This is a genomic window from Kribbella sp., from assembly GCF_035687465.1.
Lineage (GTDB): Bacteria > Actinomycetota > Actinomycetes > Propionibacteriales > Kribbellaceae > Kribbella.
Genome location: NZ_DASRXP010000084.1, coordinates 1 through 15,504 on the forward strand (window position 1 = coordinate 1; position 15,504 = coordinate 15,504).

Genomic DNA, 15,504 nt, shown 5'->3' on the forward strand with positions numbered 1-15,504 from the left:
CCAGACCGCGATCGGCAGGTTCATCGAGGTGTAGAGGATGATCAGCAGCCAGATGTTGTCGAGCAGCCCGACGGTCTGTGCGAACAGGTAGATCGGCAGCAGACCCGCGACCACCGGCAGCATCTTGGTGGACAGGAAGAAGAACAGGACGTCCGTCCACTTCTTCACCGGCTTGATGGACAGCGCGTACGCGGCCGGGAAGGCGAGCAGGATCACCAACGCGGTGGACAGGATGCTCGCGGTGAGCGAGTTCGCGATCGACGGCCAAGGACCGGTGTCGAAGAACGAACGGTAACCGTCGAGGGTCAGCGGCGCCGCCAGGTCCGGCGGGTTCTTCGCCGCGTCCTCCTCGGCATGGAACGAGGTCAGCGCCATCCACAGCACCGGGAGCACGAACAGCAGACCCACGACCCAGGCCAGCCCCGACAGGGCCCACCCGCCGCCGCGCCGCTGGCGGCCGGTCACCATCATCACCTGGCCAGTCATCGTCCCTCCTCCTTGAACAGCGTGGACACCGAGCGCAGTGCCAGCGTCGCGATGATGATCGTGCCGATCACGACGATCACGCCGGCCGCGGAGGCCCGTCCGTAGTCGTGTGCGGTGTAGAAGGTCTGGTAGATCGTGTACGGCAGGTTCGCCGTCCCGAGGCCGCCGGAGGTGATGGTGAAGACGGCGTCGAAGTTCTGCACGACATAGATCGCGCCGAGCAGCGCGCTGAGCTCCAGGTACTGCCGAAGGTGCGGCAGCGTCATGTACCGGAAGATGTCCCACTGACTGGCGCCGTCGATCCCCGCCGCCTCGATCACGTCCAGCGGGCGGCTCTGCAGCCCGGCCAGCAGGATCAGCATCATGAACGGCGTCCACTGCCAGACCAGCGCGAAGATCACCGACCACAAAGGCTGATTGCTGATCCAGTCGGGCTGTGGCGCGTTGTCCCCGAAGATCCACGTCAGCACACCGTTGAAGAGCCCGTACTCCGGGTTGTAGAGCGCGTGCTTCCACAAGAGAGCCGCAGCTACCGGGACGATCAGGAACGGAGTGATCATCATCGTCCGGACGATGCCGCGACCGCGGAACTTGCGGTCCAGCAGGAGCGCGATCGCCAGCCCCAGCAGCAGGCTGATCAGCACCACCGCAGCGGTCAGCAGGATCGTCACCCAGATCGCCTGCCGGGTGTTCGCATCGGTGAGCACGCGGCGGAAGTTGTCGATCCCGGCGAAGCTCCGCTCGTCGGGGTAGTAGGCGTTCCAGTTCATGAACGACACGATCACGGTGACCACGAACGGCAACTGGGTCACCAGGATCATGAAGATCAGCGCGGGCAGCAACGGCGCCCGGCGGGCCCAGTCGCCGGTCCGGCGCATCAGCGTGCCTTCCGGGCTGCGCGGAGGCGCGCTATGACGACCCGGGCGAGTCTCGGCTTCGACAGTCATGACCGCTCCCTCACTTCGCTTCTCTTGAGCGATAGCGCTCAGCTACGTCGTCGGCGAGCCCTTGCCCGCGTTTCAGTGCTTCGTCGACGCTCATCCGGCCGGCGATCGCCGAGCTCACGTCCTGACTGACCTGGGTGCCGAGGTCCGGGAACTCCGGGATGTCGACGAACTGGATCCCGAGCGCCGGCCGTGGCTGCACACCGGGGTCCTTCGGGTCGGCGGTCTCGATCGCCTGCTTGGTCGGCCCCGCGAACGCGGCCGCCTCCTTCAGGTACTGCGGGTTGGTGTACGTCGAGGCCCGCTTGCCGGCCGGGACCCGGGACCAGCCGAGTTGCGAGCCGACCAGTTCCTCGTACTCCTTGCTGGACGCCCAGGAGATGAACTTCCAGGCGTTGTCCTTCTTCTTGCTGGCCTCCTGGATGCTCCAGGACCAGGTGTAGAGCCAGCCGGAGCTGTCGGTCTTGACCACGGGGGCCTGCGCGTACCCGATCTTCCCCTTCACCGGTGAGTTCGGTGCTTCCAGCGATCCGGCGGCCGACGTCGCGTCGTACCACATCGCCACGTTGCCCTGGACCAGGTTGTTCAGGCACTCGGTGAAGCCGGCCTGCGGTGCGCCGAGCTCGCCGTGCTCGCGGACCAGGTTCACGTAGAAGTTCGTCGCTTCCTTGAACTCCGGCGCGTCCACCTGCGGCTGCCAGTCCTGCGTGAACCAGGTGCCGCCGAAGGTGTTCACCACCGTGGTGAGCGGCGCGAACAGCTGACCCCAGCCGGGCTGGCCGCGCAGACAGATGCCGCGCATCCCCGGTTGGGCGTTGTCCACCTGGGCCGCGATGTCGGCGACCTGCTGCCAGGTCGGCTTGGCGGGCATCGTGATGCCCTTCGCGTCGAGCACGTCCTTGCGGTACATCAGGAACGACGACTCGCCGTAGAACGGTTCGCCGTAGATCTTCCCGTCCTCACCGCTGAGCGACGTGGTCATCGACTTCAGCACGTCGTCCTGGTTGAACGCCGGGTCCTTCGCGATGTAGTCCGACAGCGGCGCGATCCACTTGCTGGTCGCGTAGATCGGGATCTCGAAGTTGCTCAGCGACGCCACGTCGTACTGGCCGGCCTGGCTGGAGAACTCCTGGCTGATCTTGTCCCGGACGTCGTTCTCCGGCAGCACGGTGTAGTTGACGCTGATCCCGGTCTGCTTGGTGAAGTTGTCCGCGGTGAGTTTCTGCAGGTCCACCATCTGCGGGTTGTTCACCATCAGCACGTTGATGCTGTCGGATCCGCCACCGCCCGCACCGCCACCCCAGCCGGCGCAGCTGCCGACCCCACTCACGAGGAGGAGCGCGACAGCGACGCCCCCGATCCGGCGCCGACTGATCCGTCGCTTCCCCTGTTCCAGCACGAGCTGCTCCTTCTCCGTCGGGGTCTCAGGACACGCTCATATGAGCACCACCCTGCTCACAGGGCGAGTGAACCCGGGCACAGCCGGGCGTGTCAAGACTTCGCGCATCACTAGAGCGCTCTGTTGCTCAACTGAGCACCTGATGCTGAAGACTGGGCTCGGACGGGGATGACGGAGAATGCGGTGGGTGAGTGCTCGGGTGATCTTGCTGGCGGGGCCGTCAGGGGCGGGGAAGTCTCATCTCGCCGAGGTGGTGGGGCTGCCGGTGGTGCGGCTGGACGACTTCTACCGGGACGGCGACGACGCGGCGATGCCGCGCTCGCCGCTCGGGATCGTGGACTGGGACGCCCCGGGCTCGTGGGACGCCGGCCGCGCGGTCGCCGCACTCGAGCAACTCTGTACGGCGGGGTCGGCGGACATGCCGATCTACGACATCGCGGCCGACGGGACGACCGGACATCGGCAGGTCGTCACCGGAGGATCACCCCTGGTAATTGCCGAGGGCATCTTTGCCGACCAGATCGTGGGAGACCTGCGGACGCGCGGTCTCCTGGCTGCCGCGATCTGTGTGCGGCACCACCGTCTCGTCACCTTCGCACGCCGTTTCCAGCGCGATCTGAGAGAACATCGCAAACCACCACTGACCCTGCTCCGCCGCGGCCTGCTGCTGCTGAAAGACGACCCCCGAGTGGTCCGCCGCTGCCTCGACGCCGGCTGCGAACCCCTCCACCCCAAGGCCGCCCGCCGCCGAATCGCCACCCTCCTGGCAATCAGCACCGCCCATTAGCCGGTGCATTGGTGCTGTGGTTGCGCGGTCTCTCCGCCAGCCAACCGTCGGTGATCGTGGTTGCGCTCGGTGGATGAGCGCTGTGGTTGCGCCCGGTGCATTGGTGCTGTGGTTGCGCGGTCTCCGCTGCGGGAGTGTGCTAGCCGAGGTGGTGGGTGTCAAGGGCGCTTCGCGGCCCTTCGGGCTCGAAACAAGTTTCGACCCTTGACACCCACCACGTCGACCAGGGAAGGACGCAGCTACGCGGATCCCGCGCTGACGTGTGAGCTGCATCCGGGGATTCCGTTCGCCCGGGTGGTTCCGGGGCGAAGGTGTGAGCTGCGTTCAGGGGATCCCGTCCGCCCGGGTGGTTCGTGCGGGGTGTTCGGCGATCCCGCTGATTCCGGCGGCCCGGGTGGCGCCGGTTACCGAAGTGGCCCCATCCGGACCTACAGAACTCGCGGAACCCTGTCCAGTAACCGGTTTCCCGGGGTGGTTTCGGTGGGTTCTGTAGGTCCGGGTGGGGCCGGGCCGCAAGCCGTGGCGCGGTCTCGCCGGCTGCCGGTTTGTGGGGCCGATGCCGGTCTGCTGGGCGCTATCGGTCGAACAGCCCGCTATCGGCGGTGGGCGCGTCCGGGTGGATGCCGGGTCGTTGGGCCGATGCCGGTCTGTAGGGCGGTATCGGCCGAGCAGGCGGCTATCGGCCGGGTGGTTCACCGGCTGGTCCGCCTGGTGGTGTGCGCGTTCCGCTAGGTGGTGCGCGAGGTCTCGCCCGCCGGCAATCGCCGCTGACCGGGCCGTATTTTGGGGGGTTGACCACTGAGATTGTGGGTTGCCCCTCGAGATTCTCAGGTGACAACCCACAATCTCAGTGGTCAACCCCGTCCAGATCCGGCGCAAGCGCGACGGCCGGCGCCGGGGTGGGGTGCACCAGTCGCCAGGCCAGGGAATCCCCAGCCCCGCTCCCGGCGAACCGCCCGCGCGGCCGAACCGGCGAACCACCCGGGCAGCCTGCCCGACGAATCCCTTGGGCAGCACCCCTCGAGGGAATCCCTGAATTGTGGCCGTTCTTCTCAGCGGCTCCGGGCGTAGCTGCGTCCTTCCCTGGTCGTGGTGAGGTGTGTCAAGGGTCGAACTCGTTCGATCGCCGAAGGCGACGCCAAAGGCGCCCTTCACTCACCTCACCACGACTAGCAAACTCACGCAGCCCGGCGACGCGAACCACCCACACCTACCCGCGAACCACCCACACCTACGCACCCACGAACCACCCGTTCCCGGCGTAGCGCCGTACCCGTGTAGTGGCGTTTTTGAAACCCGTTGCCAGGGACAATTTGTCTGGTGTTCACTTTCGTCTGATCCGATCGTGGCTCCTGGACCCTGCGGAGGAAGCGTGAGGCGGAGCGGATCCGGCGTTGTACTGGTGGTGAGTGCTGCCCTGCTGGGCTCTGTCGTGCTCGCTGGTTGCGGTGGTGACGCAGGTGCCATGGCCCCCGCCGCCACCCCTGCGGCAGCCGGCCAGAAGGCTCCGGTGGCGCCCTCTGCCGCTGCGCCGAAGAGCGGACTGGGCTCGCTGGTCGTGGTCCCGGCGGGGTATCTGGACGACTCGCGGGAGTTCACCGGCGCCTTCGGGCTCGAGTCGTTTGTGAACAATCTGTCGGCGGCACCGGCCGAGGATCGCGCGTTGTTGCTGAACGCGGATCTCGCCGAGGGGTACCAGGCGGCACGCGTCAGCCCGGACCGGAAGAAGCGGTTCACCGTGCAGTTGTTCAAGACCGGCTCGCCGAAGAAGGCGAACGACCTGCGGCAAGGCTTCTGGAACCAGGAGACGCATAGCAAGCAGTTCGCAGTATTGGGTGTTCCCAACGCGTTGTCCGACGCACGCACGGTCCCCAAGGGAGTCTCGGACCAGTCCGAGGCCGTCGCGCAGGTCAGCTTCGTGGTCGGCAACGTGGTCGCCGAGATCACCGTCCGGCAGACCGTCCAGATCGGTGACACCCTGGTCCCCGACGCCGGGCTCGTCACCAAGATCGCCAAGCAGCAGAGGGCCCAGCTGACCAAACCGTCCGGCTGACCGGCAGGGTGGCGTTTGCGCTACCCCTGATGGGGCGTTAGCACCATCGGCCGGCGACCGTCCGCTCACTAGCGTCGATCGGGTGAACCCGAACCAGTCAGTCAGAGCCGGAGCCATCGCCTGGATCGCCGCGGTCGGGCAGTTCATCGTCGTCATGCTGGTCGTCCAGGTCACCTGGAAAGGGCCGTACAGCTGGGCGGACAACTACATCAGCGATCTGGGCAACGTGCAGTGCGGCGAGTGGGACGGCCGTTCGGTGTGTTCACCACTGCACGGCCTGATGAACATGTCCCTGACGCTCGGCGGCGCGCTGATCATCGTCGGCGTCCTGCTGACCGACGCCGCGTGGCCACGCACGACGCTGGCCCGCACCATCCGTTCCTTGCTGGTGGCAACGGGTGGTGGATGGATGGTCGCCGGCCTCTCACCAGCGGACGTCAACGAAGACCTGCACCTGCTGGGCGGCGCGTTCGTGATTTTTGCCGGCGGCAACCTCGCCCTGCTGCTGACCGCATTCCTCCGGAGCAGCAAGCCGATCAACAACACCCGCCGGTACGCCGCTGCGCTCGGTGGCGTCGGGTTGATCGGCATAGTGCTGCATCTCGGCGGAAACGATCTCGGCCTCGGCCTCGGCGGAACGGAGCGCATGACCGCCTACGCGCTACCCATCTGGCTCCTCATCGCCGGCACCCACCTGCTCAGAGCAAGCCGGCTGCCACGAGGAACTTCTCGACCTGAGCGATCTCGTCTGTATCCAGTGGAATCTGGGGTGGCGCCATCACGCCGTACTGGATGACCCCGCGCAACTGCAGTGCTGCCTTGAAGGCACCGAGGGCGGAGGAGCTCATACCCATCCGGGCCGGGTCGCCTACGCCGATCAGTTCGAACAGACGCAGCAGCCGTTCCTGCTCGGTGCGGGCTTCCTCCCACTCACCGGCGACCGCGTGGTCGAAGAGCTTGGCGTAGCCCCGTGGGTCCACATTGCCGAGGCCCGGAACCACTCCGTCGGCTCCCATCCACAGGGCATTGTCGACGGTCAGTTCGGAGCCGGTGAGCACGCTGAAGTCGGTGATGTCGCCCCGGTCGCGCGCCCGCAGGATGACATTGCGCAGACCACCCTCGTCACCACTGGAATCCTTCAGCCCCGCCAGTACGCCGTCGGCCGCGAGCTGCAGCAGCAAGTCGGCACCGAGCTTGGTGTGTACCGACACCGGCAGGTCGTAGGCGAAGACCGGCAAGCCCGCGGCCGCAGCGACCATTCGGAAATGCTTGTCGATCTCGGCCGGGTGGGTGCGGGTGTAGAAGGGCGCCGTCACCACGATGCCGTCGACGCCGGCCGCGACGGCCGTGCGGACGTGATCGATCACCCGCAGGGTCGCCGTGTCGATGACGCCCGCCAGCACCGGCAGCCGACCTGCCGCGTGGGCCACCACCGTCTCGAGCACGACCTGGCGGTGCCCGTCCGGCAGGTACGCCACCTCGGACGTGGAGCCGAGGATGAACAGTCCGCTAACGCCGCCGTCGATCAGGTGGTCGACCAGCCGGACCAGCGAGGCGGTGTCCACCTGGTAGTCCGGGGTGAGCGGCGTACAGACAGGTGGGATGACACCGGTCAGGCGGGCAGGCAAGGTCATGAACGCTCCAGTGCTTGGGTGATCAGGTCATCGGTGGACTCCCGCTCGACGACGGGGTGATAACAGCGGAACCGGTGCGCCGGATCGGCGGCATCGGACTCGAAGTCGGGCATCGAAACGGCGCAGGCGTCGTCCGCCTTCCAGCACCGGGTCCGGAACGGGCAGCCGCTGGGCGGCCGGGTCGCGGACGGTACCGGTCCGACCAGCGGGATCGGGTCGATCGGCGAGATCAGGCCGGGTGTCGCCGAGAACAGCGCCCGGGTGTAGGGATGCCGGGCCTGCCGGGCGATCCCGCCGGCCGGTGCCTGTTCGACGATCCGCCCGAGGTACATCGTGATCACGCGGTCGCTCATCCGCCGTACGGTCTGGATGTCGTGCGAGACGAACACCAGTGCCAGGCCGAGCCGTTCCTTCAGGTCCAGCAGCAGGTTGAGGATCTGCGCCCGGACCGAGACGTCAAGGGCACTGGTCGGCTCGTCGGCGACCAGCAAGGACGGCTCCAGCGCGAGTGCCCGGGCGATCGCGACGCGTTGCCGCTGGCCGCCGGACAACTGCCCGGGCAGGGCATCGGCGACGCTCTGCGGCAGTCCTACCAACGCCATCAGCTCCCGGACCCGCTCGTTGCGCTGGGCAACAGTGCTGCGCCGGTGCACGTCGAGCGGGTCACGGAGTACGCGATGCACGGCTAGCCGGCGGTTCAGCGCGGTCGACGGATCCTGAAAGATCATCCCGGTCCCGGTGCCGATGGCCTCGCGACGTTCGGCCGGCTTCATCGACCAGATGTCGTGGCCCCGGAACGAAGCAGTGCCCTCGGTAGGTTGCTGGACGCCGACCAGCACCTTGGCCAGCGTGGACTTGCCACAACCGGACTCCCCGACCACTCCGACCGTCTCTCCGGCCGCGATGGTCAGATCGGCCCCGGTCAGCGCGTAGACCCGGTCCCTGCTGAAGAGACCACCGGAGCGGGCCCGGTGGACGACGTGCACGCCCGACAGTTCGAGCAGCTTCTCCGTCATCGCAGTGCCTCCTTCTCCAGCGGCTCCGGAAGGTCGAGGATGACCGCCGGGTGATGGCACGCCACCAGATGCCGTGCGGGCCGACCGACCAGCTCGGGAGCGGTGCTGCGGCACAGGTCGGTGACCATCGGGCACCGGTCCGCGAACCGGCAACTGGCCGGGAAGTCGGCCGGCGAGGGCACCACGCCGCGGATCTGGGTCAGCCGGGCCGCGCCGGACTCCAGCGACAGCACCGAGCCGAGCAGGCCGCGGGCGTAGTGGTGCGCGGGCTCACCGACCAGATCGGCCGTGACACCGGTCTCGACGATCTGACCGCCGTACATCACCACGACCCGGTCGGTGACGTCGGCGACCAGCGCCAGGTCGTGCGACACCAGGATCAGGGCGAAACCGAGTTCGGCCCGCAGCCGCAGCAGGAGCTGGATCACCTGTGCCTGCACGGTGACGTCGAGTGCCGTGGTCGGCTCGTCGGCGACGATCAGCTTGGGCTCACGGGACAGCGCCATCGCGATCAGCACCCGCTGGCGCTGACCACCGGACAGTTCGTGCGGGTAGCTGGACAGGGTCCGCTCGGGATCCAGCCCGACCAGCTCCAGCAGTTCCGTCGGCGTACGGCGTCCGCCGCGGCGAACGACCTGCTTCAGCTGCGACTTGATCGTCATCGCCGGGTTCAGCGAGGACAGCGCATCCTGGTAGATCATCGCCATGTCGTGACCGAGCAGCCGACGCCGTTCGGACCGACGCAGACTCAGCAGGTCCTTGCCGTCGAACCGAATCCGTCCGCGGATCCTGGCGCCGCGCGGCTCCAGACCCATCACCGTGAGCGCGGTCAGCGATTTGCCGCAGCCGGACTCACCGACCAGGCCGAGCACCTCTCCAGGCCGTACCTCGAAGCTGATCCCGTCGACGATGTCGACCCCGTCATGCCGGCCCTCGAAGCCGATCGCCAACTGCTGCACGGACAGCACCGGCTCACCGTCTGGTAAGGGCCGCGCTCGTTCTCGCAACCGGGTCGCCGCCGTGTCCAGCCCGGGGAGTTCGACCAGTTCACCGGAGCCGGGTTGTGCGGTCTCCAGTGCGTCCTTGTCCTGCTTCTTGCTAGCCACCCGCCGTGCCGCTGGCGCGGCCCAAGCATCGGAGACGCCCTCAGACAAGATGTTCAGCGCGAGAACGGTGATCAGGATCAGCAGGCCGGGGAACACCGTCGCCCACCAGCCACCGAGCAACACCATGTTCTTGCCGTCGGCAATCACCGACCCCCAGGAAGGCTCCGGCGGCCGGACCCCCGCCCCGATGAAGGACAGCGACGCCTCGAACACGATGGCGTCGGCAACCATCACCGTGCAGAACACCAGCACCGGTGCGGCGCAGTTGATCGCGACGTGCCTGATCAGGATGAACGGTGTCCGGGCGCCGATGATCTTCTCCGCGACCACATAGTCCTCGCCGTACTGCGCGAGCACGTTGGCGCGGACCACCCGAGCAACCGGAGGCGTGTAGAGGAAGGCGATCGCGAACACGAGCACCGGAATCGATCCACCGAACACCGCCACCAGTACTGCGGCCAGTGCTATGCCGGGGAACGCCATCACGACATCCAGGAGCCGCATCAGGGTCTCGTCGACTGCCTTGCGGGAAGTGGCTGCGACGGCTCCGATGACAGCACCGGCGACCAACGCGAGGACGGTCGCGCCGAGGCCGATCATCAGCGACCAGCGCGCGCCGTACACGAGCCGGGTGAAGATGTCGCGGTTCGCGCTGTCCATCCCGAACCAGTGCGCGCCCGACGGCCCGCCACCGGTGTCCTCCTGCGTCAGGATGTCGTACGGCGTCAGCAGCGGAGCAAACACCGCGGCCAGGATCACCACCGTCAGCACGGCGACCGCAAGCCAGGCCATCGGTGGCAACCGCTTGAAGTTGATCCCTGGACGGGACAGTTGTTCGGCCAGTTTTCCGCGCATCAGGCGGCGCTCCTCAGTCGCGGGTTCACCAGCAGGTACAGCACGTCGACGACGAGGTTGACCACCACGAAGCCGATCGCGATCGTCAGTACGACGCCCTGGACCACGGCCGGATCACCGTCGCGGACCGCGTTGATCATCAGCGTGCCCATGCCTGGCAGGGTGAAGATCTGCTCGATCACCACGGCTCCACCGAGCAAGTAGCCGATCCTCAGTCCGAGCACCGTGAGCGGGTTGATCAGGGCGTTCCGCAGAACGTTGCGCCCGACAACGACCACCGGCGGCAGGCCGCTGCCGATCGCCGTTCGCACATAGTCCTTGTCGAGTTCCTCGACGACCGAAGTACGGATGATCCTGGTCAGCTGCGCGGCCACCGGCAGGGACAGCGCGAGCGCCGGCAGAGTCATCGTCCGCAGCCAGGGCCCGATCCCGTCGGCCGGATTCACATAGCCACTCGGCGGGAACCAGCCGCGATCGACCGCGAGGTACTGGATCATCAGGAGCGCCAGCCAGAACGATGGCGCCGCCACTCCGATCAGCGACACCAGCCGGATCGCCTGGTCCGGCCAACGGTCCCGGAAGATCGCGGCGGTGACCCCGAGCAGCAAGGCCAGGACCAACGCCACCAGCAACCCCAGCAGGGTCAGCTGGAAGGTCAGCGGCATCGCGGTCGTGACCGATTCCAGCACCGGCGCCTTCGTCAGCACACTGGTTCCCAGGTTGCCCTGCAGCAGGTCACCGACGAAGTGCACGTACCGCAGCGGCAACGGGTCCAGCAGGCCGTTCTCCTGCCGGAAGTTGTGCAACTGCTCCTCGGTCGGATTGGCGCCCTGGAAATAGGCGATCGCCGGATCGTTGTTGGAGAACCGCATCACCAGGAAGACGAACGCGATGATGCCGAGCAGCAACGGAACCAGGATCAGCAGCCGGCGAACCAGCATTCTGACGATGACGGCCACAGTCGACTACCTCAGGCCCGCTTGGCCTGCAGCAGGTTGATGCCCGGATAGGACTGCGCCTTGATCCCGCTCAGCTTCTTGGCGTTCCAGGCCGTCATCAGCTCGGTGTGGAGAACGGGGTACAGCACCGCCTGCTCGGCGACCAGGTCGAGGTACTCGTGGGTCAGCTTCAGCTTGGTGTCCGCGTCGGAGGCCCGGATGGCCTCGTCCATCTTGGCGAAGATCACCTTGGCGCCGGCGCTGCTCTCCCAGCGGGTGTACTTCATCCACACCCCGCCCTGGGTGTAGTTGTACCGAAGGATCAGGTCCGCGTCATTGCCGAACTGGTTCGGGTTCGACGCCGCCGCGACCACCTGGTAGTCGGCGTTCTGGTCCATCTTGGTGAACACCGCGGCGGTGTCCTGCGGCTCCAGTGTGGTCTTCACGCCGATCGCGTTCCAGGACGCGGCGATGGTGGGCAGGCAGTCGACGATCCAGCTCACGTTCACGGCGAGCAGGTTGATCGACAGGTTCGTCACGCCGGCCTCGGCCAGCAGCGCCTTCGCCTTCGCCGGGTCGTAGCTGTAGACGGTCTTCGCCTTGGCGTAGGACGGGTTCTCCTCGTTCAGGAACGAGGTGCTCGCCCGGCCGCGGCCCTTGAGCGCGACCTCGATCATCTTCTGGGTGTCGATCGCGGTGAACAGTGCCTGCCGGACCCGGACGTCGTCGAACGGCTTGTTCGCGGTGTTGAACATCAGGAACATGTGGTTCATCCCCTTGCCACCCTCGACCGTGAGGCCCGAGCTCTTCAGCTGCTCGATGTTGGCGTAGGGGATGTTGTCGGCGATCTGTGCCTCGGCGCTGGCGCCGGAGATCTTCGCGACCCGGGCCGAGGAGTCGACGATGCTCAGCCAGTTCATCTTCTTGAACGCCGCCGGCCGGGGGCCGTTGTAGTCCGTGAAGGCCTCGAACGTGCTGTTCGACTTCGGCTGGTGCGAGGCCAGCTTGTAGGGACCGGAGCCGACCGCCTTGCCGTTCTTGGCCAGGTCCCAGGCGCCGGCCTGGGAGAAGACGTGCTTCGGCATGATCTTCGCTGTGGTCAGCCGTGGCGCGCCATCGGGGTACGGGAAGTTCAGCACCAGCTCGACGGTCTTCTCGTCGATCTTCTTGACCTCTTTGAGCCAGCTGGCGAAGAACGAGTAGGTGAGCACCTTCAGCTTCGGGTCGAGGATCCGCTGGAAGGTGAAGACCACGTCGTCGGCGGTGACCGGCTGGCCGTCGTGCCACTTCGCACCGTCGCGCAGGGTGAACTTCCAGGAGGTGGCGTTGAGGTCGGCCGGTACCTCCGTCGCCAGCGCGGCGTACGGCTCGCGGGTGATCGGGTCGGTGTCGAGCAGGCCCTCGTAGATGTGCTGGATGGCGGCCATCGTGAAGGCGGAGGCGGTCAGGGTGGGATCCCAGCTCTGGTTGTTGCCATAGCCGATCACCGCCGTGACCAGGTCGGTGTCCCCGGAGGCCCCGACCGCTCCGGTCGACTGCGGTCCGCTGGAACAGGCCGACAATCCACCAGTGATCGTCGCGGCTGCGCCCAGCGCACCGGAGTACTTCAGGAACGAGCGGCGGTCGAACCCGGATCCTGCGGTTTGGTTCACGATGCCTCCAGCGGCAGGGGATGTGATTGCGCTTCGCAGCAGGTAGGTTGTGGGTTGTCCCACATCCCACGTCCTACGACTGCCGACCTTAGGAGGCCGTCTCCAGTCGGTCAAGCCCCGCGGAGGAAATGCTGATGGCTCACCAGGTACTGCAGGACCAGATCAAGGACCTGATCCTGCGGCTCGACCTGTCCGCCGGCGACGCGCTGCCGACCGAGGCCGAGCTCGCCGCCCGGCTGAACGTCGGCCGGAACTCGGTCCGCGAGGCGATCAAGGCCCTGCAGGCCGTCGGCATCGTGGAGGTACGCCGTGGGCTCGGCATGTACGTCGGCACCATGTCGCTCGGCTCACTGGTGGACGAGCTGACCTTCCACACCCGGATCACCCTGCGGGACGGGCGGAGCGGGCTGGCCGAGCTGACCGAGGTCCGCGAGGCGCTGGAATCGGGACTGGCCCAGCGGATGATCACCCGGCAGCAGCGACCCGATCTGGCCGAGCTGAGCCAGGTCCTCGACACGATGGAGGCCGAGGCCAGGGCCGGCCGCATCTCCCCCGCCGTCGACCGGCTCTTCCACGAGGTGTTGTTCCGGCCGCTCGGCAACACGCTGGTCAGCCGGTTGCTCGGCGCGTTCTGGGACACGTACCACCAACTCGAGCACGAACTGACTCCGCCGGAGGAACCGCCGCTGGCGATCCTGGAGCGGCACCGCGCCATCCACAAGGCGATCGAGGCGGCCGACCCCACCGCGACCGCGAGCGCGATGGCCGCGCATTTCGCTGGTGTCCGCAACCGCCTCGCGGCTCCTCCGACGTAGCATGTGGCAGATGCGGGACGGACTGCGTGATCCGGGGAAGGGCAGGAGCGCATCGTGGCAGTGACAAGGCCGAAACGCAGCGACGAGCTGGCCAACGCGATCGCCGACCTGATCATCGCGCGCAACCTGCAGCCTGGAGCCCCGCTGCCCCCTGAGAACGTCTTGATGGCCGACTTCAGCGTCAGCCGCAACTCGGTCCGGGAGTCGCTCAAAGCCCTGCAGGCGCTCGGGATCGTCGAGATCCGGCACGGCTACGGCACCTTCGTCGGCTCGGCCAGCTCGGCAGCCTTGCACCCGTGGCTGCTGTTCCGCACCCGGTTGTCCGGCAGCAGCACCGAGCGGCTGAGCGAGCTGCTCGAGATCCGGGAGATCCTCGAGACCGAGCTCACCCGCCGGGTCGCGGGGACCGACACCGGTGAACTCCAGCAAGAGCTTTCCGGTTGCGTCGCACGGATGCGCGTCGAGGGCCCGGACGCGGCGACCGCGGACCGCGAGTTCCACGAGCACATCTGCGACGCTGCCGGGGTCCCGCTCGCCCGCGAGCTGGTCGGCTTGTTCTGGGACGTCTACCGGGCCGTCGAGACCGACCTCGAGACCCTCACCACGTCCCCCGACGAAACCGCCGCGCGGCATCAGCGGGTGATCGACGCGATCGCCTCCGGCGACGCCGACCAGGCCGAGAAGGCCGTGCACACGCACTTCGGCGAAGTCCGCGACCGCCTCGGCACCGGCCCTTACCGAAGCCCGCGACTCACCTGATCATTCGCCCCCTTTTCACCCTCGCCGAGTGCCGACGAGCAATGGACAGCCTGCGAGGAGGGTGAAAAGGGGGCGAATGATCAGGTGAGTCGGTCGATCACCAGCGGAGTCGGCCGGTACGACGATCCGTCCGGCGCGATCTGGACAGCGTCAGCAAGGGACTCCAGCGCCCGGTCGAAGCGCCCCGGGTCATCCGTGTGCAAGGTGAGCAAGGGCTGTCCCTCGGTCACGGCGTCACCTGGCTTGGCGTGCATCTCCACACCGGCCACTGCGGACACCGGGTCTTCCTTACGAGCCCGGCCCGCACCCAGTCGCCAAGCAGCAACCCCCACGGCCAAGGCGTCCAGCCTGGTCAGCACTCCCGAGGCGGAAGCGTTGATCACGTGCTGCTCGGGTGCCACTGGCAACGACCCGTCCGCGTCCCCACCCTGAGCTGCGATCATCCGGCGCCACGCATCCATCGCAGTACCGTCGCGGAGTTTGTCGGCGGGGTCGACATCCGTCACGCCGGCCGCGGCGAGCATCTCGACGGCGAGGGCGACGGTCAGCTCGATCACGTCAGCCGGTCCGCCGCCGGCCAGCACCTCGACGGATTCCCTGACCTCCAAGGCGTTTCCGGCCGTCAGGCCCAGCGGAGTGGACATGTCGGTGAGCAGGGCGACGGTCTTCACCCCGGCATCGGTGCCGAGCGCAACCATCGTCTCCGCGAGCTCTCGCGCGTCGGCCAGGTCCTTCATGAACGCGCCAGTTCCGACCTTGACGTCCAGGACCAGCGCGCCGGTGCCTTCGGCGATCTTCTTGCTCATGATCGAGCTCGCGATCAGCGGGATCGCCTCCACCGTGCCGGTCACGTCCCGGAGCGCGTAGAGCTTCTTGTCCGCCGGAGCCAGTCCGTCACCGGCCGCACAGATCACCGCACCGACGTCTTCGAGCTGATGCATCAGCTCGTCGTTGGACAGCGCCGCGCGCCAGCCCGGAATCGACTCGAGCTTGTCCAGGGTGCCGCCGGTGTGGCCGAGACCGCGGCCGGACAGTTGCGGTACGGCGACCCCGCACGCCG

Annotated in this window: 14 protein-coding genes; 5 read left to right on the forward strand and 9 right to left on the reverse strand. The window is 67.3% G+C overall.

What is annotated here, in order from left to right; genetic code table 11:
- The 3 genes from VFG33_RS04075 to VFG33_RS04085 form a co-directional block, all read right to left on the reverse strand.
- Positions 1-486, reverse strand: a 486-nt coding sequence (locus tag VFG33_RS04075) for a carbohydrate ABC transporter permease (protein ID WP_414672920.1), incomplete at its 3' end; no start/stop codon positions are given.
- Positions 483-1,433: a carbohydrate ABC transporter permease gene (locus VFG33_RS04080; protein ID WP_325022511.1), complete on the reverse strand. Its 951-nt coding sequence runs from the start codon at positions 1,431-1,433 to the stop codon at positions 483-485. The genes VFG33_RS04080 and VFG33_RS04075, both read right to left, overlap by 4 nt.
- Positions 1,434-1,443: 10 nt before the next feature.
- The gene (locus VFG33_RS04085) at positions 1,444-2,829 is read right to left on the reverse strand and encodes an ABC transporter substrate-binding protein (protein WP_325022513.1); all 1,386 of its coding nucleotides are present in this window, start codon (positions 2,827-2,829) and stop codon (positions 1,444-1,446) included.
- A gap of 187 nt (positions 2,830-3,016) precedes the next feature.
- Between VFG33_RS04085 and VFG33_RS04090 the strand changes: the two genes are divergently transcribed.
- The 3 genes from VFG33_RS04090 (at position 3,017) to VFG33_RS04100 (ending at position 6,465) form a co-directional block, all read left to right on the forward strand.
- Complete coding sequence (locus tag VFG33_RS04090; protein WP_325022515.1) at positions 3,017-3,616, forward strand: uridine kinase family protein; 600 nt, start codon at positions 3,017-3,019, stop codon at positions 3,614-3,616.
- A gap of 1,372 nt (positions 3,617-4,988) precedes the next feature.
- Positions 4,989-5,669 carry a hypothetical protein gene (locus tag VFG33_RS04095; RefSeq protein ID WP_325022517.1) on the forward strand — a complete coding sequence of 227 codons (681 nt, stop codon included), beginning with the start codon at positions 4,989-4,991 and terminating at the stop codon, positions 5,667-5,669.
- A gap of 82 nt (positions 5,670-5,751) precedes the next feature.
- Complete coding sequence (locus tag VFG33_RS04100) at positions 5,752-6,465, forward strand: DUF998 domain-containing protein (protein WP_325022519.1); 714 nt, start codon at positions 5,752-5,754, stop codon at positions 6,463-6,465.
- On the opposite strand, the gene VFG33_RS04105 is transcribed toward VFG33_RS04100, so the two are convergent.
- From VFG33_RS04105 to VFG33_RS04125, 5 genes are read right to left on the reverse strand one after another with little or no spacing between them, the layout of a single operon-like run.
- Positions 6,368-7,303, reverse strand: a complete 936-nt coding sequence (locus VFG33_RS04105; RefSeq protein ID WP_325022522.1) for a dihydrodipicolinate synthase family protein — start codon at positions 7,301-7,303, stop codon at positions 6,368-6,370. The genes VFG33_RS04100 and VFG33_RS04105 overlap by 98 nt on opposite strands.
- Positions 7,300-8,319 (reverse strand): oligopeptide/dipeptide ABC transporter ATP-binding protein, encoded by a 1,020-nt coding sequence (locus tag VFG33_RS04110; RefSeq protein WP_325022524.1) that lies wholly within the window; start codon positions 8,317-8,319, stop codon positions 7,300-7,302. Before VFG33_RS04110 ends, VFG33_RS04105 begins: the two co-directional genes overlap by 4 nt.
- Complete coding sequence (locus VFG33_RS04115) at positions 8,316-10,280, reverse strand: dipeptide/oligopeptide/nickel ABC transporter permease/ATP-binding protein (RefSeq protein WP_325022526.1); 1,965 nt, start codon at positions 10,278-10,280, stop codon at positions 8,316-8,318. The genes VFG33_RS04110 and VFG33_RS04115 overlap by 4 nt, the downstream gene beginning before the upstream one ends.
- Positions 10,280-11,239, reverse strand: a complete 960-nt coding sequence (locus tag VFG33_RS04120; protein ID WP_325022528.1) for an ABC transporter permease — start codon at positions 11,237-11,239, stop codon at positions 10,280-10,282. The genes VFG33_RS04115 and VFG33_RS04120 overlap by 1 nt, the downstream gene beginning before the upstream one ends.
- Before the next feature lie 11 nt (positions 11,240-11,250).
- Entirely contained in the window at positions 11,251-12,870 is a 1,620-nt protein-coding gene (locus VFG33_RS04125) for an ABC transporter substrate-binding protein (protein WP_325022530.1), read from the reverse strand.
- A gap of 134 nt (positions 12,871-13,004) precedes the next feature.
- Between VFG33_RS04125 and VFG33_RS04130 the strand changes: the two genes are divergently transcribed.
- Both VFG33_RS04130 and VFG33_RS04135 read left to right on the forward strand, forming a co-directional pair.
- Positions 13,005-13,685, forward strand: coding sequence for a FadR/GntR family transcriptional regulator (locus VFG33_RS04130; RefSeq protein ID WP_325022532.1), 681 nt, complete (start codon positions 13,005-13,007; stop codon positions 13,683-13,685).
- Positions 13,686-13,739: 54 nt separating this feature from the next.
- Positions 13,740-14,444 carry a FadR/GntR family transcriptional regulator gene (locus VFG33_RS04135; RefSeq protein ID WP_325022534.1) on the forward strand — a complete coding sequence of 235 codons (705 nt, stop codon included), beginning with the start codon at positions 13,740-13,742 and terminating at the stop codon, positions 14,442-14,444.
- A gap of 80 nt (positions 14,445-14,524) precedes the next feature.
- On the opposite strand, the gene VFG33_RS04140 is transcribed toward VFG33_RS04135, so the two are convergent.
- On the reverse strand, positions 14,525-15,504 hold a 980-nt coding region (locus VFG33_RS04140; RefSeq protein WP_325022536.1), incomplete at its 5' end, for a thymidine phosphorylase.